The organism is Aliivibrio salmonicida LFI1238, assembly GCF_000196495.1.
GTDB lineage: Bacteria > Pseudomonadota > Gammaproteobacteria > Enterobacterales > Vibrionaceae > Aliivibrio > Aliivibrio salmonicida.
Genome location: NC_011312.1, coordinates 1,075,970 through 1,095,831, shown reverse-complemented (window position 1 = coordinate 1,095,831; position 19,862 = coordinate 1,075,970). Strand labels below are relative to the sequence as shown.

Sequence of the window (19,862 nt, the reverse complement as noted above, 5' to 3'; positions counted from 1 at the left end):
GGTCATTCAATCTACTAACCTCATTTTCACACTACGGTTTTAACGACAAACGAGTGAATTCGTTATTATCACAATGAGTACAAGATTGAATAATTTGAGCATGATTATACTGCTCTCTATGGCCACATTTTTCACACACCAACACACCTAATCCAACAACCTCCCCTGCTTGATAGACTCCTTGATGCTCTAAATCATCAAACACTTCACGCCATTCAAGTTGTGTTTTATCGGTGATTTCTAATAACCCGTGCCAAATAGAATCCGCAATAAGACGGTAGAACGGTGAATCAGGAAACGTTGTTTTACTCTCTTCATAGTTTTGAGCAAACTCTTTCATATCACGCTTAACGTAATTTGAAATCAATGACATTTCATCTTTGGTCATATCAGAGGCGGCATCAACCACTTCTTCTGATGATTTAGCCCATCGCTGAAATTCTTCTGGGCTTCGTTCCATTACATTCATCACATGCTCAAAGATGGTGTTATAACCCTTTTTTTGCTTAGACATAAGTCACCTCCACGAAATCACTATTATTAATATAGCTTAGAGTTAGTTAAACGACATCAGGTCGCTTGAGTATAAGCGCTCCATTCGTTATTCTATGCCGATCAAGTATTATCTGATCAAACCGATCTCACAAATTTTGTGATCCACTGACATAACTGGGTAAATCGATGCAAGAACAATATAATCCACAGGATCTTGAACAGAAGATCCAAAAACATTGGGACGACAGCAAAACATTTGTTGTCACTGAAGACGCAAGCAAAGAAAAATTCTATTGCCTCTCAATGTTCCCATACCCAAGTGGTCGTCTACACATGGGTCACGTTCGTAACTACACCATTGGTGATGTGGTTTCTCGCTATCAGCGCCTGCAAGGCAAAAACGTAATGCAACCTATCGGTTGGGATGCGTTTGGTCTTCCGGCTGAGAATGCGGCTGTTAAAAATAAAACAGCACCAGCCCCTTGGACTTACGAAAACATCGAATACATGAAAAACCAGCTTAAACTATTAGGCTTTGGTTATGATTGGAGCCGTGAATTCGCAACGTGTACGCCAGAGTACTACCGTTGGGAACAAGAGTTCTTCACAAAATTGTACAACAAAGGCTTAGTTTACAAGAAAACCTCTTCTGTAAACTGGTGCCCAAATGACCAAACAGTTCTAGCAAACGAACAAGTTGAAGACGGTTGTTGTTGGCGTTGTGATACCCCTGTTGAACAAAAGAAAATCCCACAGTGGTTCATTAAAATCACCGAGTACGCGCAAGAACTTCTTGATGATCTAGATACCCTTGATGGTTGGCCTGACATGGTAAAAACCATGCAACGTAACTGGATCGGCCGCTCAGAAGGCGTTGAATTATCTTTTGCTGTTAACGGCGAAGAAGCACCTTTAGAAGTGTATACCACCCGTCCTGATACGCTAATGGGTGTTACATACGTTGGTATCGCTGCAGGTCACCCTCTTGCAGAACAAGCCGCTGCAAAAAATCCAGAATTGTTTGCTTTCACTGAAGAATGCCGTAATACCAAAGTTGCAGAAGCAGAACTAGCAACGATGGAAAAGAAAGGTATGGATACAGGCTTACGTGCTATCCACCCCCTTAATGGTCGTGAAGTGCCAATTTATGTCGCAAACTTCGTATTAATGGATTACGGCACTGGTGCTGTAATGGCGGTTCCTGCTCACGATCAACGTGACTACGAATTTGCAACTAAATACGGTCTAGATATCATCCCTGTAATCAAGCCAGAAGATGGCTCTGATGTTGATGTATCTGACGTTGCTTACACAGAAAAAGGCGTTCTATTTGATTCTGGTGAATTCGACGGTCTTGCTTTCCAAGACGCATTCGATGCGATTGCTGCGAAACTAGAAGCAGAAGGTAAAGGCAAGAAAACGGTAAACTTCCGTCTACGTGACTGGGGTGTTTCTCGCCAACGTTACTGGGGTGCCCCAATCCCAATGGTAACCACTGAAGACGGTGAAGTTCACCCAGTACCTGCGGATCAACTGCCCGTAATTCTTCCTGAAGATGTGGTGATGGATGGCGTAACTAGCCCAATCAAAGCTGATAAAGAATGGGCAAAAACAACATTCAACGGCGAACCAGCACTGCGTGAAACAGATACCTTTGATACCTTCATGGAATCATCTTGGTACTACGCACGTTACTGTTCTCCACAAGCTGACGATATTCTAGACCCAGAAAAAGCAAACTACTGGTTACCAGTAGACCAATACGTTGGTGGTATTGAACACGCTTGTATGCACCTATTGTACTCACGTTTCTTCCACAAGCTTTTACGTGATGCTGGTTATGTCACGTCAAACGAACCATTCAAGCAACTTTTATGTCAAGGTATGGTGCTTTCTGATGCATTCCACCACACCAATGAAAAAGGCACAAAAGAGTGGATCGCACCAACAGACGTTACCATTGAACGTGACGCTAAAGGTAGAATCGAAAAAGCAGTTGATGATCAAGGCCGTGAAGTTCAACACTCAGGCATGATCAAAATGTCTAAATCTAAAAACAACGGTATTGACCCTCAAGAAATGGTTGATAAGTTTGGCGCCGATACGGTTCGTCTATTTATGATGTTTGCAGCACCTGCAGATATGACACTAGAATGGCAAGAATCTGGCGTTGAAGGTGCAAGTCGCTTCCTAAAACGTGTGTGGAAATTAGTACACGAGCACACAACAAAAGGCACAACTGAAGCGTTAGATGTTGCCGCTCTTTCTGGTGACCAAAAAGCACTACGCCGTGATGTTCATAAAACAATTGCTAAAGTAAGTGATGATATTGGCCGTCGTCAAACATTCAACACTGCTATTGCTGCAATCATGGAATTAATGAACAAGCTAAACAAAGCACCTCAAGGATCAGCACAAGATCGTGCTCTTCTTGATGAAGCATTGAAAGCCGTTGTTGTTATGCTTTACCCAATGACTCCACACGCAAGTTTTGCGATGTGGGAAGCATTAGGTGAATCAAACATTGATACGACAGCATGGCCAACATTCGATGAGAAAGCACTGATTGAAGATGAAAAAACAATCGTTGTTATGATTAACGGAAAATTACGTGCAAAATTAATTGTTGCTGCTGATGCAACAGAAGAACAAGTGAAAGAGCTTGGTCTTAACGATGAAAATGCACTTAAATTCCTAGATGGCCTAACTATACGTAAAGTTATCTATGTTCCAGGTAAGCTTTTAAACATCGTAGCTAACTGATCATAAAGTTAAACTATAATAAAAAATGAAATGGAACTATTTTATCCATTTCATTTCTATAAAGCATAAGCAGTCTATCTGCTTATGCTTATTTAAGCGCTTTAATTATCATTACTTACTATGAGCCAAATTATTAAACACGTTTAAATAAGCATTTTTATCACCATTTGAGGGAGTTCTCGGTGAAACGACTTTTATCTCTATTTTCAATCCGCGCAGTCATCATTATTGCTCTTTCTATTATGACCTCAGCTTGCGGTTTCCAGTTACGTGGTAGCTATTTACTTCCAGAAGAAGTTCATGAGGTATCATTAACGAGTTTTGACCAATACAGTAATTTAACCCGTGATGTTCAAAAACAACTGAGAATGAATGGGGTTAAACAAGTTGCACCGACAACGGTAACGCCTACGCTCAACCTGATCAGCGAAACAACAAGTGAGCGTACGCTTTCACTTTATCAAAATAGCCGTGCGGCAGAAATAGAACTGACTTATACGGTTCAATACAGTGTTCTTATTCCTGGCCATGATTTAAAAACCTATACCACCACCGTAAATCGTAACTATCTTGATAACCCATTAACTGCATTAGCCAAATCAGTTGAACGAGACATGATTGAAGATGAAATGCGAACTCAAGCCGCAGAACAAATTCTACGTCAAATGGCGCGTTTAAAAGCAGATGGCGAATTATTAGATGATACTGATATTATTAGCAACAAAGACGAAACAGAAACTAAAGTAACAACAAAAGAGATGGCTCAAAGTATGGCTACCTCTACAGATAATAAAAAATAATCATGCGAGTATTCCCTGAACAGCTAGTACAAAACTTAGAACGTGGTTTACGTCAAAATTACCTATTATTTGGTAATGAGCCACTTCTAAAACAAGAATGCCTCGATCAAATCCGTAAGCACAGTTTTCAACAGGGTTTTGAAGAAAAGCATCAATTTACGTTAGACAAACAATTGGACTGGAACCTGATCTTCGATTGCACTCAAGCATTAAGTCTATTTTCATCAAGACAAATTATCGAATTAACCGTTTCAGATACAGGTTTAACTGCGGCTCACACCAGTAAAATAAAAGAACTCGTCCCTATGTTACACGACGATATTTTGTTGATATTTCAAGGCCCAAGAGTCAATAAAAGCCAAGAAAGTACCCAATGGTTTAAAGCATTAACACAACAAGGGTTATTTATTCCTTGTAACACCCCTGATAACCAACAATTACCTCGTTTTATTCAACAACGTTGTAAATTATTAAAATTAAAACCTGACGCAGAAGCAGTACAAATGCTAGCGCAATGGCATGAAGGTAACCTACTTGCACTTGCTCAAAGTTTAGACAAACTGTCTTTATTATACCCCGATGGGTTACTGACTCTTATTAGAATAGAAGAAGCGTTAAACCGTAATAATCACTTCACTCCTTTCCAGTTAATGGATGCTTTATTATTTGGTCAAGCAAAGCGTGCACAACGAATCCTTCGTCAATTAGAAGGTGAAAGTGTTGAAGTTGTGATTCTCTTACGTACGATCCAAAAAGAAGTGTTCTTATTGCTCTCATTTCAACAAGCAATCAGCCAAGGTGAAGCAATGTTTACTGTTTTTGATCGTTATAAGGTATGGCAAAACCGTCGTTCATTGTATCAAGCAGCATTGCAACGCTTATCAATGACACAAATTCAAGCATTAATAAAATCATTAGCTCAGCTTGAAGTTGCCGTTAAAACCGATTTTGATACCAACTGTTGGCCACAACTTAGCCAGTTAAGCTTAGATATCTGTAATATTCACATTTCAGTGACACCTCCACCATCTCATTCATAGACGTTCACTGATATACTTCCTTATAAATAATCGATCCTAGGTGATACTTTGCAAGATAAAGAACTGCACGACTTTCTATTCAATCATGTTGATGACATGAAAGCTGAAAATATTACAACAGTTGATGTACGTGATAAATCAAGCATTACAGACTTTATGATTGTATGTACGGGTACATCAAAACGCCACGTCAGCTCAATTGCTTCAAATGTATCGGACAAAGCAAGAGAAGCTGGGCTGATCCCTTATGGTGTTGATGGAGAAGCCGAAGGTGAATGGGTTGTTGTCGATATGGGTGATGTAATGATCCATATTTTACAAGCTGAGCACCGTGAGCTATACCAACTTGAAAAACTGTGGAGCTAATCCATGAAACTTCAATTAATTGCTGTTGGCACTAAAATGCCTAAATGGGTAGAAGAAGGTTATAAAGAATATAGCCGTCGCTTCCCAAAAGACATGCCTCTTGAACTTATAGAGATCACCGCAGGTAAACGCGGTAAAAATGCAGATATAGCACGAATTCTTCAAAAAGAAGGAGAAGCAATGCTTGCTGCCGTTCCTAAAGGAAACCGCATTGTCACGTTAGACATCCCAGGTAAACCTTGGAATACAGAACAACTAGCAGAACAATTAGAAGTCTGGAAATTAGATGCTCGCGATGTATCAATTCTTATTGGTGGTCCTGAAGGTTTATCTCCCGCTTGTAAAACCGCAGCAGAGCAAAGTTGGTCTTTGTCACCATTAACGCTTCCTCACCCTCTTGTTCGTGTAGTTATGGCTGAAAGCCTGTACCGAGCATGGAGTATTACGGCCAACCACCCTTACCACAGAGAATAAGAGTTGTTTAAGCGCAGACGCACACAGATACGTGACTATCATGCAGAATCGAGATTATTTGTTTCTAGAGCAATAGTCTCTTTTGTCGGGATATTGGTTCTCATTAGCCTCTTATTGACTAATTTATACAATATCCAAATCAATGAATTTCAAGATTATAAAACACGTTCAAACGATAACCGCATAAAAATCGTACCTATAGCCCCAAATCGAGGCCTTATTTATGATCGTAATCGTATGCCACTCGCGGAAAATCGTCCTGTTTTTAATTTAGAAATCACACCAGATAAAGTGAAAGATCTGTCTGCGCTATTTACTGAAATACAGACTATCTTGCCTATTTCGCAAGATAATATTGATGACTTCACAAAAGAGCGTCGTCGTACTCGTCGTTTTAAATCCATACCAATTCTGTCTCAATTAACCCAAGAACAAGTGGCCATTTTCTCAGTAAACCAACACAAATTTTCTGGTGTAGAAATAAAGGCTTATCTAAAACGCTTCTATCCTTATGGAAAAACGTTTACGCATGTACTGGGCTATGTTGCAAAAATTAATGATAGAGATTTAGCTCGATTAGCTAGAGAAGAAAAAGATGCCAATTATCAAGCTACCCGAGATATAGGTAAGCTAGGTATCGAACGCTACTACGAAGATACCCTTCATGGTACGGCGGGTTATCAAGAAGTCGAGGTTAACAGTCGCGGTCGCGTAGTACGTACATTAAAATACGTCCCACCAATCCCAGGCAAAGACATTGTTTTAAATCTTGATATCGAAATTCAAAAATTTGTGGCTAAACAATTAGACGGCCGTCGTGGTGCTGCAATTGTATTAGAACCGAACACAAGTGCCGTATTAGCGATGGTATCAAGCCCTAGCTATGATCCAAATTTATTTGTACATGGCATTTCCAGTAAAAACTATAACGCATTATTGAATAATCCAGATCGCCCATTAGTTAACCGAGCGACGCTGGGTATCTATCCACCAGCGTCAACGGTAAAACCTTTTATTGCCGTCTCTGCATTAGAAGAGAAGATAGTTACTCCGCTCACCACCCGCAATGATCCGGGCTACTGGCGTATTCCTAACTCAAAAACCAGACCATTCCGAGATTGGAAACGTTGGGGTCATGGAACCGTGAATTTAAAACAAGCGATAGAAGAATCTGTTGATACTTTCTTCTACCAAATATCTTTTGATATGGGAATTGACCGCTTATCAGCATGGATGATGAAATTTGGTTTTGGTGATTATACCGGCATCGATATCCATGAAGAAAGCAAAGCAAATATGCCAACTCGAGATTGGAAAGTCGCTCGTTTCCGTACACCTTGGTATCAAGGCGATACGATTCCAGTCGGTATTGGACAAGGTTATTGGACTGCAACACCGATGCAAATAGCTAAGGCGACTTCTGTGCTCGTGAATCGCGGTAAAGTTCAAGCGCCTCACTTATTGAAAACAATTATTGATGGTAACGTTGAAACCCCGTTTGAACCAGAACCGTACCCTCCAATAGAAGGGATTAGAGACAGTTATTGGCAGCTCGCCATTGATGGCATGATCTTAGTGAATAATGGTGCTAAAGGTACAGCCAGACGTGTGTTTGCTGGCACTCCTTATGTTAGTGCAGGTAAATCAGGCTCATCTCAAGTCTTTGGTTTAAATGGCCAAGAATACAACGCTGATGAGATTGCAGAACGTTTACGTGACCATGCTTTGTTTACTGGCTTTGCTCCAGCAAAAGATCCAAAAGTCATTATCTCGCTCGTTCTTGAAAATGGCGGCGGCGGTTCTAGCCAAGGCGGCCCAATTGCACGAAGTGTATTTGACCATGTGTTATTACCAGCAACAGGAGAGGTGAGTAATAAATAATGAGAGTTGATATCGCATCAGGAAAAAATCGTGACTTTTTCCATCGAATTCATATAGATTTGCCCTTACTGCTTGGCATCTTATTATTAATGGCTTGTGCTCTTGTCATTATGTACAGTGCCAGCGGGCAAAGCTTATTGATGATGGATAAGCAAGCAATGCGAATGTTACTCTCCTTAGGCGTTATGGCTTTACTTGCCCAAATACCACCAAGAACTTATGAGGTCGCTGCACCTTATCTCTTTGCTATTGGTGTTATCTTATTATTAGGGGTTTTATTCTTTGGTGAATCCTCTAAAGGCGCTCAACGTTGGTTAAACTTAGGATTTGTTCGTTTTCAACCTTCGGAATTAATTAAGCTCGCCGTTCCCTTAATGATTGCCAGATATATAGGTAATAAACCTCTTCCTCCAACGGTTCGTACCTTGTTTATCGCGTTATTGATGGTATTTGTTCCTACCATTATGATCGCCAAACAGCCCGATTTAGGTACTTCTATCTTAATCGCAGCTTCAGGTGTTTTTGTTATCTTTCTAGCGGGCATTAGTTGGAAAATAATTACTGCCGCCGCCATTGCGGTTGGGGGGTTTATTCCTATCCTATGGTTCTTTTTGATGCGGCCTTACCAAAAAGTAAGGGTTGAGACATTATTTAACCCAGAATCTGATCCTTTAGGCGCTGGCTATCACATTATCCAATCTAAAATTGCTATCGGTTCAGGAGGGTTATTCGGCAAAGGGTGGTTGCATGGTACCCAGTCTCAACTCGAATTTATTCCTGAGCGCCATACTGATTTCATTTTTGCCGTTATCGCAGAAGAATGGGGACTCATTGGAGTCATGGTATTGCTCACGATCTATTTATTCATTATTGGCCGAGGATTATTCTTAGCAAGCCAAGCCCAAACTGCTTTTGGACGAATGATGGGGGGCAGTGTCGTTTTAAGCTTTTTTGTTTATATTTTTGTAAACATAGGCATGGTTAGTGGTATTTTGCCCGTCGTTGGCGTTCCTCTTCCCCTCGTTAGTTATGGCGGTACATCAATGGTAACGTTGATGGCAGGATTTGGCATTTTAATGTCAATACACACACATAAAAAAATACACTCCAAGGCAAACTAACTCATGCGTATTCTTCTACTGGTTATTTCTCTTATTTTGGTTGGTTGTGCTTCTGAACCACCAATAAAAAATACAGATGAGCCTAATGCAGGGCGTTATCAAATAGATAATGATATTGCCCCAAATACCCCAATTTCGGTGGAACATATAGAAGATGCCCATCCTCGTTATGAACCTAAAAGCTTATACGGCAACAAAGACTACACGTTATTAGGTAAAGACTATCCTATTGTTCGAGATCCTAAAGGATTTAAGCAAGAAGGGAAAAGCTCTTGGTACGGCAATAAATTTCATGGTCATAAAACCTCCAATGGTGAGATTTATGATATGTACTCAATGAGTGCTGCACACAAAACACTTCCGATACCAAGCTATGTAAAAGTCATCAATAAGGACAATGGAAAAACAGCCATTGTTCGAGTAAATGATCGTGGTCCTTTCCATGAAGGACGCATAATAGATTTAAGCTTTGCTGCTGCCACAAAATTAGATGTGATAAAAACGGGAACAGCCAACGTAAAAATTGAATATATTTCTATCGATAAACCAACGAATGCTCAGGAATGGCACGCGATCGATCCTAATCAATATTATATTCAAATGGTGGCAGTAAAAAGTGAACAAAGTGCCAATTCAATAGCAAAAAAACTACAAACACAATTTAATGCACCGACACATATTGTGAAATCAAAATCGATTTATCGCGTTCGTCTGGGCCCGTTTATTGACAGAGATATTGCAGATAAAACATTGCTCGATGCAAAAAATGGACAATACACCTCAGCGTTTATCATCCAAGAAGCAAAGAAATAAACACCTAATTGGTTCATATTATCAACAGAAATGTCAATATTAAGTAAAGATTGTAACTAAATCGCCTGAAGCCGTAATAAATGCAATTTTATATGAACTAATTATTAGCCGTATTGTCTTTAGAATACAATAAGATATATCCATATTAAAAATGAAGCCGATGAATTTTTATTACCTTTCTTTCTCATAGAAAATCAGTTATTTAATTACACATCTGGTTATGATATTCAAATCTGCTATTATGTACGCAGTTTCACTACCTCAAAGTGCAAAGTTATTATTATGAAAAATTCAGCTAAACAGTTAAAACGAATCATCTTATCGAGCTTTATTTTAGGCTCCACCGTTGCTGTAGCTGCTCCTGCAGTTATTCCAAATGCACCACAAATAGCTGCAAAAGGCTACGTACTAATGGATTATCATTCAGGCAAAGTTCTGGCTGAAAAAGACATGAATGTTCGTATGAATCCTGCAAGCTTAACCAAAATGATGACAAGCTATGTTATCGGTCAAGAGATTGCGAGTGGTAATATTTCAATGGATGACGATGTTGTCATCAGTAAGAACGCATGGGCGAAAAACTTCCCAGGTTCTTCTAAAATGTTTATTGAAGTCGGTAGCGTTGTTAAAGTTCGTGATTTAAACCAAGGTATTATCGTTCAATCAGGTAATGATGCTTGTGTGGCAATGGCTGAACATGTTGCTGGTTCAGAAGACGCTTTTGTTGATCTAATGAATGCATGGTCTAAAACATTAAATCTTCAAAACACACACTTTGCAAACGTTCATGGTTTAGATCGTGACGACCTATATTCAACACCTTATGACATGGCATTAATTGGCCAAGCATTGATCCGTGATGTACCCGAAGAATATCGCGTATACTCTGAAAAATCATATACTTATAACGGCATCACACAATATAACCGTAATGGCCTATTGTGGGATAAAAGCATGAATGTAGATGGCATCAAAACAGGTCATACTGACGGTGCAGGTTACAATCTAGTAAGCTCAGCAACCGAAGGTAAAATGCGTTTAGTTGCTGTAGTAATGGGAACTAAATCAGGTAATGCTCGTAAAGCAGAAAGCAAAAAATTACTGAATTATGGTTTCCGTTTCTTCGAAACAGTTTCTCCACACAAAGCAAACGAAACTTTCGTAACAGAAAAAGTATGGATGGGTAGCACGGATGAAGTAGCCCTTGGCGTTGCTGAAGACACTTATGTTACTTTACCTCGTGGTCAAGCGAAGAAAATGACAGCAAGCTTTGTTCTAGAAAAAACATTGAAAGCACCAATATCTAAAGGTGATGTCGTTGGTAAACTTTTCTATCAAATTGATGGTGAAGATATTGCTGAGTATCCTCTACTTGCTTTAAATAATGTTGACGAAGGTGGTATTTTCAGTCGTCTTATTGATTACATTGTTTTGACATTTAAAGGTTGGTTAAGCTAAACGCTGACTAACTAATTGATTAAGGCGGCTTAGGCAGCCTTTTTTATACCTGATTTTTAGTGATGTAAACTCGATGACTTATAACTCTTGTTATCTGACTTAGGTCACAGTAAAATTGCTTTCTAATATTTATCCACTCTCGATTGGAGACGGTTATGCAAGAGCAACCAAAGCTAAAAGATCTTCTTGAATTCCCATGTAAATTTACCTATAAAGCCGTTGGCCTTGCTCATGAAGACCTTCCTGTCCTTGTACTTGAAGTTATTCAACGTCATGCTCCAGGTGATTACACGCCACACGTAAAAGCAAGCGGCAAAGGTAACTACAACTCTGTATCTGTAAGTATTACGGCGACATCGATTGAACAAGTAGAAATACTGTATAAAGAACTTGCTGACATCGAAATGGTTCGTATGGTTCTTTAATATATTTGGTAGGTAATAAGCGTACTATTTAGTAGAAAATATTACCTGCCATTTTTAAATTTTGATATACCCCTACATTTCTTATCTATTCCTTCCTTTCTATCCTTGCTATCATTAGCCAAATTTTCAAATCAAGTGTGATCCTATTGAACAAGCGTCTAGTAGTTAAAAACCTTGGCCGACAAGATTATGAGCCGGTATGGAAAGCGATGCATACCTTTACTGACGAACGCGATGAAAACTCGTGTGATGAAGTATGGTTAGTTGAGCACAATCCAGTATTCACTCAAGGACAAGCAGGTAAAGAAGAACATGTTCTGGCTGCTGGAGATATCCCTGTCGTAAAAAGTGACCGTGGCGGGCAAGTAACCTACCATGGACCAGGTCAACTCGTCGCTTATGTTTTGATTAACTTACGCAGAAAGAAAATAGGTGTCCGTGAATTAGTCACACACATTGAAAACACGGTAATCAACACATTAAGTCAGTTTACTATTGAATCAGCAGCAAGACCTGATGCTCCGGGTGTGTATGTTGATAATAAAAAAATATGTTCTCTTGGTTTGCGTATCCGCAAAGGATGTTCATTCCACGGACTGGCACTAAACGTAAACATGGATTTATCTCCTTTCCTAAGAATTAACCCTTGTGGTTATGCTGGAATGGAAATGATACAACTGCACGATTTAATTAAAGAAAATGATACGGTAGAGAACAAAGCAGAACACGTTGAAGATGTTCACCCTTTACTTATTAAAGAATTAACAACATTACTTGATTACACTGATATTGAGTACATAACGGAAAGCAGCCATCATGAGTAAGCCAATTCAAATGGAAAAAGGCGTTAAATACCGCGATGCCGATAAAATGGCATTAATTCCAGTTAAAAACATGCCAACAGAGAAAAAAGAAGTATTACGTAAGCCTGAGTGGATGAAGATCAAACTTCCATCAAGCAGTAAGCGTATTGATGAAATTAAATCAGCAATGCGTAAAAATAATCTTCACTCTGTATGTGAAGAAGCATCTTGCCCTAACTTAGCAGAATGCTTTAACCATGGTACGGCAACCTTCATGATCTTAGGTGCAATTTGTACCCGTCGCTGCCCTTTCTGTGATGTTGCTCATGGACGCCCAGTCACTCCTGAAGCTGAAGAGCCGAAGAAACTGGCAAAAACGATTAAAGACATGAAACTGAAATATGTGGTAATCACATCAGTCGACCGTGATGATTTACGTGATGGCGGAGCACAACATTTTGCGGATTGTAATCGTGAAATTCGTGAATTAAACCCTGAGATCCGTATTGAAACGCTAGTTCCTGATTTTCGTGGTCGTATGGATCGCGCATTAGATGCGATGCATAGCAACCCACCAGATGTATTCAACCACAATTTAGAGACCGCTCCACGCCTATACCGTAAGGTTCGCCCTGGCGCAAATTACCAGTGGTCACTTGACCTATTGAAGAAATTCAAAGAACAACACCCAACAGTACCAACCAAATCTGGTGTGATGATGGGTCTAGGCGAAACAAAAGAAGAAATAGTCGAAGTACTAAAAGACTTACGTGCTCACGGTGTAACGATGTTAACACTGGGTCAGTATTTAGCACCAAGTCGCCATCACCTACCCGTTGAGCGTTACGTTCCACCTGCAGAGTTTGATGAATTAAAAGTGATTGCTCTTGAACTTGGATTTACCCATGCGGCTTGTGGTCCATTTGTTCGCTCTTCTTACCATGCTGATCTTCAAGCGAAAGGCGAAGAAGTTAAATAGGGTCTAGGGTCTAGGGTCTAGGGTCTAGGGTCTGAATAATAAAAAAGGTTGACGTTTTAGCGTCAACCTTTTTTGTTTTTACTAAACATTAATCAATATGATTATGGGCGAATAAGATAATCCGCTTTCCCCACCCATTTGTAACTTGTCAGCTCTTCTAAGCCCATTGGACCACGAGCATGAAGCTTCTGGGTTGATACCGCAACTTCAGCGCCTAAACCAAACTGAGCCCCATCAGTGAAGCGTGTTGATGCATTCACATACACGGCAGCTGAACCTGCGGTATTAATGAACTTTTCAGCAGATTCAATATTATTTGTTAAAATAGTATCAGAATGACTCGCGTTATGTGTTTGCATATGAGCCGCTGCTTCATTTACATCAGACACCACTTTCACACCTAATGTGTAACTTAGCCATTCAGTATCAAAATCACCGTCTTGTGCTTCACGTAATGACACGTTTTTAAACTCTTTTAGTAACGAATAAGCTTTTGGTTCAGCAACCAATTCAACACGACCTGCCATTTTATTCGCTAATAATGCTAAGAATTGTGGAGCCACTGCCTCATGAACTAACAGTGTATCAAGTGCATTACATGCAGATGGGCGTTGTGCTTTTGAGTTATCAACAACCAACAAGGCTCTTTCTAAATCAGCACTGTCATCAACAAACGCATGGCTAATACCAAACCCGCCAATGATGACTGGAATTGAACTGTTTTCTTTACACATTTTGTGCAAACCAGCACCACCACGTGGAATGATCATATCAACGTAGTCATCCAGACGTAATAGCTCTGAAACTAGTTCACGATCTGGTTTCTCTATGTATTGTACTGATGCAGCTGGTAAGCCGGCTTTTTCAAGAGCAACTTGAATGACCTTAACTAACTCCATATTAGAGAAGAACGTCTCTTTACCACCACGTAGAATACTCGCATTACCGGTTTTTAAACATAATGAAGCGATATCGATCGTTACATTTGGACGAGCTTCATAGATCACACCAATCACACCAATTGGTACACGGCGGCGAGAAAGTGACATGCCATTTTCAAGCATTTTACTGTCAATTTCACTACCAACAGGATCATTTAAGTTGATCACATTACGAACGTCATTAGCAATAGCAACTAAACGCTCTTCTGTTAGTAATAAACGATCTTGCATTGCCTCTGAAATGCCCGCTTCTACCGCTGCACTAATGTCTTTTGCATTAGCCGCAAGAATCGCCTCTTTGTTCGCTTCAAGTTCATCAGCAATAATCGCCAATGCTTTGTTCTTCTGGGCTGTTGGAGCTACCGCTAAGTCAAACGCTGCATTTTTTGCTGCTTGACCCATTTTTGTTAAATTCACAATAAATATCCTTTACTAAATCAGTACTAAATCATCTCGGTGGATAGCTACAGGCCCATATTCATAACCTAATACTGCGTAAATATCCTGACTGTGTTTTCCTAAAATCTTATGTAAATCGTCACTTGAATAACGAGAAATACCTCGGGCAATTAACTCACCTTTCGTATTTACAATCTTAGCAACACCACCGCGAACAAAGTGGCCAGAAATCGACGAAATCCCTTTGCTCAATAAACTGCTGCCTTTTTGCTGTACTGCATTCACAGCACCGTCATCAATAACAATCGTACCATTAGATGCAGGACCAGCAAGAATCCAACGTTTACGACTCTCTAACGCACATTCAACAGGCAAGAATTTTGTTCCTTGAGGCTTTGAATCTACAACATCAGTAATCACATTCTCAGCGCTGCCAGCAGCAATAACAACTTCAATACCCGCTCGACGAGCAATATCAGCCGCTTGAAGTTTAGTTGCCATGCCACCGGTGCCTAATGCCGTCCCACTACCACCTGCAATCTTACGTAGTGTTTCATCAATGGTGTGCACTTCTTTAATCAATTCGGCTTTTGGATCTTTACGCGGATCAGCCGTAAACAAACCAGATTGATCCGTTAACAGCAATAATTTATCTGCACTCGCCAAAATACCAACTAAAGCAGAAAGGTTATCGTTATCCCCAACCTTAATTTCATTTGTTGCAACCGCATCATTCTCATTAACGATAGGAACAATGCCATTTTTTAATAAAGCTTGCAGCATGTCACGGGCATTTAGATAACGTTCACGATCATCTAAATCCGCTCGAGTTAATAACATTTGGCCAACGTTAACACCATAAATAGCAAATAAACTCTGCCAAGCTTGAATTAAGCAACTTTGACCAACAGCAGCTAATAACTGCTTGTTAGCCATGGTTTTGGGTAGTTCGGGGTAATTTAAATGTTCACGTCCAGCCGCAATTGCGCCAGAAGTTACAACAATCACTTGATGACCTAACTTTTTCAGATGCACACATTGGCGAACTAATTCAACCATGTGTGCTCTGTCTAGTTTTAATGTGCCACCAGTGAGTACACTTGTACCAAGTTTAACGACTATGGTTTGAGATTGTGTATTCAATTCCCTACTACCTATATTAACTAATAATGTTTTGTATTACGAAATACATTCATCGTAATAATAATATAAAAATCACCCTATTTTTAGCAAGCAAATCAGAACAGTACAAGCCTAAAATAAGATTTTATGACATTTCATCTAAATCAATGAAATAAAAAGCCAGATTAGTGTTTCATCTCTTCTTTTATCCATTCAATCATTTGGTTTAATGCGTCTTCATAACCACTGTGCAATGTCTTATTTTTTAGCTCAACACCTTTACCATATTTACTGAACATTGCCGCTAATTTATTATCTGATTTTGGAGAAACAGGATCCCCCGCTAACCCAATAGCTAAAATAGATACCGATGTTTTTCTTCCACCAGATAAAAAACCTTGGAACTTAAGAGACCATGCTTTCATTTGCCCAGTTAAACTATTAACGTCCACCACTTGTTTTGCCAAGCGAGATGCCAATATGTCTAAATACATTTTTGGCATTTTCTTTAGTTGTGTGGAGTTTGACAACACTTGATGGATTGGAGCACCAAGAGCAACGCAAGTTTTCAGTTTATTCGGTTCAAGAAAAGACAAACGCAATGCGACATTTCCACCAAATCGGAACCCCATAACAGCAGCATGAAAACGATCAACCCAAGGAATATGAGGTAAATAATTTAGCACAGCTTGATGCAAGCAACTTGAGTCTTCAGTTAGCGGCCAGTACGAACTGTGTCCAATCGATGGCATATCTAATGTTAGCATTGCCATATTATTTGGCGCTAAATAATCACGGTACAAAGACCACATGTCCGTTTGTAACGAATCCATACCGCCACTGACAATAACGACAGGTAACGGTTTTTCAGTATTCGGTAAATGCAAATAACAGGTGATTTTTCGACCATCATAAGGGACTAAAATCTTTTCAATTCGATGAGAGGTCTGTTTTGCCGCCATATCATAAGCTTTGCTAGCAAGCACCTGTGCCTGAGTGGCTAAATTATCCCCTTTTATATGCGGATAACCGGCAATGCTAAAATATAAACTGGCTTTAAACAAACGTTCCGCAGCCTCGTTCCCTTCAAGGTCTGACGCACATTTCTGATGCTCCATTCCTGCATTAATCCACTCATAAGCCCAGTTACCAGCGCGATATCCAGTGACAGTATCTAACCATTCAGGTTTCGTTCTGTCTTTATCACTGCTTGCCATTTTAGACAAAATTCCTTCTAACTCAATCGGATAAACCCCTTGCCAAATCCATTGAGGACGACGAAGTTCGCGATACCAATTTCGTTCTGAATTTTTTGATATCTGTTCTAAACTGCTTGGAAGATAAGGCACAAGGCAAGAGGTTTCTAAAGCTTGCTTATTGGTTTTAAACAACTTAACAGAGAGATTTTCGCTTTCAGGCTGGGTCATATCAAACACCGATATACATAAAGTAATTAGGCCTACTATATACTGAAAGCCTATAAATAGGGTAATCAACTTACTCTTGAATTTAATTAATATCGATAAATGACAAGCAAAAAAAATGACCCTTAAAAGAGTCATTTTCTATTGGTTATAACGTAAGTTTATTTTTTACAAATAGGATCTACGTACGTTACAGCCATGTCCCATGGTTGCTCGATCCACGTATCTTGTGGAATATCGACAACATACGCATCAACTAAATCAATGCCTGCAGGTTTTGCACATACAGTGACTAATTTACCTTTAGGGTACATCTGGCGCAATTTAACGGCAGTGTCACCACTATCAACTAAATCATCAATGATGATGAAACCTTCACCATCACCTTCCATCGCTTTAACAACCGTCATATCACGCTGATGATCGTGGTCATAACTTGAAATACATACGGTATCAACATAACGAATATTTAATTCACGAGCTAGAATTGCCGCAGGGACAAGTCCACCACGGCTCACAGCCAAAATACCTTTCCATTGTTCAGCAGGAAGTAACTGTTCAGCAAGCTGACGAGTATACATCTGCATGTTATCCCAAGTTATTACAAATTTATTAGCCATAATAGACAAAACCTCTCAGTGGCACAGTTAACAACAACTATGCCGTAAAAATAAATTTCAGCGTGAATAGTGCAGCAAGAACCCAAACACTGATATGAACATCGCGACCTTTACCACTTAACAACTTAATCGCTGCATAAGAGATAAAGCCTAGTGAAATACCATCAGCAATAGAGAAGGTTAAAGGCATTAGCAAGCATACCACAACAACTGGCGCCGCTTCAGTAAGATCTCTCCAATCAATACTCACAAGACCCGACATCATTAAGATTGCGACATAAAACAACGCACCGGCCGTTGCATAAGCAGGAACCATCCCAGCTAATGGAGCAAAGAATAAAGCCAATAAAAACAGAATGCCCACAACAACAGCCGTCAAACCAGTTCGACCACCGGCAGCTACACCAGCAACACTTTCAATGTATGATGTTGTGTTTGATGTACCTAATAAAGCCCCTACAGATGTCGCCGTTGAATCCGCCAGCAAAGCTCTATTTAGACGAGGAATATTGCCATCTTTATCCATGATCCCTGCCTTTTGAGATACACCAACTAACGTACCGGCAGTATCAAATAAATCAACGAATAAGAAAGCAAAAACAACGCTTAGCATACCAATGTCAAAAGCACCTGAAAAATCGAGTTGTAAAAATGTAGGTGCAAGACTTGGTGGCATTGACATAATGCCAGCATATTGAACTTCACCAAAAAGCAAGGCAAGTCCAGTAACGGCTAAAATAGCGATCATAACAGCCGCTTTATAGCCACGATGAACTAAAGCGATAGTTAAAAATAAAGCCAATGCCCCCATAGCGGCAGGAAAGCTATTAATATGACCAATAGACAATAAAGTTGCCGGATTATCGACAACTATGCCTGAATTCTTTAGAGCGATGAAAGCCAAAAATAAACCAATACCCGCCGAAATACCAGTGCGTAAAGAAAGAGGAATCGAATTAATAATCAACTCTCTTATTTTACATAAACTTAGAAGAATAAATAACACACCTGACATGAATACAGCAGCGAGCGCTACTTGCCATGTATGACCCATTCCCAGTACAACAGTGTAGGTAAAGAACGCATTCAACCCCATACCTGGAGCTTGAGCTATTGGGAAGTTGGCAACAAATCCCATGATAAAACACCCTATTGCAGCAGCAATACACGTTGCAACAAAAACAGCGCCTTTATCCATTCCAGCATCAGCCAAGATTGCTGGATTCACAAAAATAACATAAGCCATTGTTAAGAAGGTGGTTAACCCGGCAATAATTTCAGTACGAACGTTCGTACCATTAGCTTTAAGTTGAAATAGTTTTTCAAGCATTGGGGCTCATTCCTAGTCTGCTTTATACTGATTAAACGTTTGCGTAATCGATTGGCTGAGAATTATAAAGAGGTATTATGGGAATTTCTAGCGATTATTTATCTTTTACTGTGTTAATAGTAAATAAAGTGGATGCTCTAATAGAAAAAGATAATATTTATTAATAGGTTGGATACATAGAGGAGAATGTTTAGGCAAAAAAACGCCACCCAAATATTTTGGATGGCGGAGAATGTAATATAACCCAAGCGGGTAAATTAGAATTCCAATTATAGGGGTATAACTTTAACGTATAAAACCGAAGTTTTATTAGTAACCAAAGCTCATTGGGTATACAAATTGACTTGTGTATACAGAGCGTTGATTCCAGAATTTAGAAGAGCTTATGCAATACATAACATCACCTTATCAATTGATAGTTAAAAACAATAAAATTGATCTCGGTTCCTTGGAGGCGATAAATCGGACTCATCCTATGAGCATTTACAGTATCTGAAGACTCTCTAGCAGATGAGAAAACTATACTCTCAATGAAACTTTATTACAATAAAAACTTGAAGTTGATCACATAAAACACATTAACCAGTCAGTCAATTGAAATATTACGT

At 39.6% G+C, this 19,862-nt stretch carries 18 protein-coding genes; 12 read left to right on the top strand and 6 right to left on the bottom strand.

The window, feature by feature from the left end:
• Positions 1-31: 31 nt before the first annotated feature.
• Positions 32-514 carry a zinc ribbon-containing protein gene (locus tag VSAL_RS05455; protein WP_012549755.1) on the bottom strand — a complete coding sequence of 161 codons (483 nt, stop codon included), beginning with the start codon at positions 512-514 and terminating at the stop codon, positions 32-34.
• A 167-nt stretch (positions 515-681) separates the two neighbouring features.
• Between VSAL_RS05455 and leuS the strand changes: the two genes are divergently transcribed.
• The 12 genes from leuS (at position 682) to lipA (ending at position 13,418) form a co-directional block, all read left to right on the top strand.
• Positions 682-3,258 carry a leucine--tRNA ligase gene (gene leuS / locus VSAL_RS05450; protein ID WP_012549754.1) on the top strand — a complete coding sequence of 859 codons (2,577 nt, stop codon included), beginning with the start codon at positions 682-684 and terminating at the stop codon, positions 3,256-3,258.
• 242 nt (positions 3,259-3,500) lie between these two features.
• Positions 3,501-4,058, top strand: coding sequence for an LPS-assembly lipoprotein LptE (locus VSAL_RS05445; RefSeq protein WP_164998984.1), 558 nt, complete (start codon positions 3,501-3,503; stop codon positions 4,056-4,058).
• 2 nt (positions 4,059-4,060) lie between these two features.
• Positions 4,061-5,098, top strand: coding sequence for a DNA polymerase III subunit delta (holA, locus tag VSAL_RS05440; RefSeq protein ID WP_012549752.1), 1,038 nt, complete (start codon positions 4,061-4,063; stop codon positions 5,096-5,098).
• 48 nt (positions 5,099-5,146) lie between these two features.
• Positions 5,147-5,464 carry a ribosome silencing factor gene (rsfS, locus tag VSAL_RS05435; RefSeq protein ID WP_012549751.1) on the top strand — a complete coding sequence of 106 codons (318 nt, stop codon included), beginning with the start codon at positions 5,147-5,149 and terminating at the stop codon, positions 5,462-5,464.
• Positions 5,465-5,467: 3 nt separating this feature from the next.
• Positions 5,468-5,938, top strand: coding sequence for a 23S rRNA (pseudouridine(1915)-N(3))-methyltransferase RlmH (gene rlmH / locus VSAL_RS05430; protein WP_012549750.1), 471 nt, complete (start codon positions 5,468-5,470; stop codon positions 5,936-5,938).
• A gap of 3 nt (positions 5,939-5,941) precedes the next feature.
• Positions 5,942-7,819 (top strand): penicillin-binding protein 2, encoded by a 1,878-nt coding sequence (gene mrdA / locus VSAL_RS05425; protein WP_012549749.1) that lies wholly within the window; start codon positions 5,942-5,944, stop codon positions 7,817-7,819.
• A complete protein-coding gene (gene rodA / locus VSAL_RS05420) occupies positions 7,819-8,940 on the top strand; it encodes a rod shape-determining protein RodA (RefSeq protein ID WP_012549748.1) in 1,122 nt (373 codons plus the stop codon). The genes mrdA and rodA overlap by 1 nt, the downstream gene beginning before the upstream one ends.
• A gap of 3 nt (positions 8,941-8,943) precedes the next feature.
• Positions 8,944-9,753: a septal ring lytic transglycosylase RlpA family protein gene (locus VSAL_RS05415; protein ID WP_012549747.1), complete on the top strand. Its 810-nt coding sequence runs from the start codon at positions 8,944-8,946 to the stop codon at positions 9,751-9,753.
• 282 nt (positions 9,754-10,035) lie between these two features.
• Positions 10,036-11,211 carry a serine hydrolase gene (locus VSAL_RS05410; protein WP_012549746.1) on the top strand — a complete coding sequence of 392 codons (1,176 nt, stop codon included), beginning with the start codon at positions 10,036-10,038 and terminating at the stop codon, positions 11,209-11,211.
• 155 nt (positions 11,212-11,366) lie between these two features.
• Positions 11,367-11,636, top strand: coding sequence for a DUF493 family protein YbeD (gene ybeD / locus VSAL_RS05405; RefSeq protein ID WP_012549745.1), 270 nt, complete (start codon positions 11,367-11,369; stop codon positions 11,634-11,636).
• A 146-nt stretch (positions 11,637-11,782) separates the two neighbouring features.
• Entirely contained in the window at positions 11,783-12,460 is a 678-nt protein-coding gene (gene lipB / locus VSAL_RS05400; RefSeq protein ID WP_035470463.1) for a lipoyl(octanoyl) transferase LipB, read from the top strand.
• Positions 12,453-13,418: a lipoyl synthase gene (gene lipA / locus VSAL_RS05395; RefSeq protein ID WP_012549743.1), complete on the top strand. Its 966-nt coding sequence runs from the start codon at positions 12,453-12,455 to the stop codon at positions 13,416-13,418. The genes lipB and lipA overlap by 8 nt, the downstream gene beginning before the upstream one ends.
• A 101-nt stretch (positions 13,419-13,519) precedes the next feature.
• Here lipA and VSAL_RS05390 read toward each other — a convergent pair whose 3' ends face one another.
• The 5 genes from VSAL_RS05390 to VSAL_RS05370 all read right to left on the bottom strand — a co-directional run bounded on the left by VSAL_RS05390 (position 13,520) and on the right by VSAL_RS05370 (position 19,254).
• Complete coding sequence (locus tag VSAL_RS05390; protein ID WP_044583209.1) at positions 13,520-14,776, bottom strand: glutamate-5-semialdehyde dehydrogenase; 1,257 nt, start codon at positions 14,774-14,776, stop codon at positions 13,520-13,522.
• A gap of 15 nt (positions 14,777-14,791) precedes the next feature.
• On the bottom strand, positions 14,792-15,901 hold the full coding sequence (gene proB / locus VSAL_RS05385; RefSeq protein ID WP_012549741.1) for a glutamate 5-kinase: 1,110 nt from the start codon (positions 15,899-15,901) through the stop codon (positions 14,792-14,794).
• Between the two features lie 164 nt (positions 15,902-16,065).
• The gene (gene frsA, locus VSAL_RS05380) at positions 16,066-17,307 is read right to left on the bottom strand and encodes an esterase FrsA (protein ID WP_012549740.1); all 1,242 of its coding nucleotides are present in this window, start codon (positions 17,305-17,307) and stop codon (positions 16,066-16,068) included.
• 158 nt (positions 17,308-17,465) lie between these two features.
• Positions 17,466-17,924: a xanthine phosphoribosyltransferase gene (gene gpt / locus VSAL_RS05375; RefSeq protein WP_012549739.1), complete on the bottom strand. Its 459-nt coding sequence runs from the start codon at positions 17,922-17,924 to the stop codon at positions 17,466-17,468.
• 37 nt (positions 17,925-17,961) lie between these two features.
• Complete coding sequence (locus tag VSAL_RS05370) at positions 17,962-19,254, bottom strand: NCS2 family permease (protein ID WP_012549738.1); 1,293 nt, start codon at positions 19,252-19,254, stop codon at positions 17,962-17,964.
• Positions 19,255-19,862 lie beyond the last annotated feature (608 nt).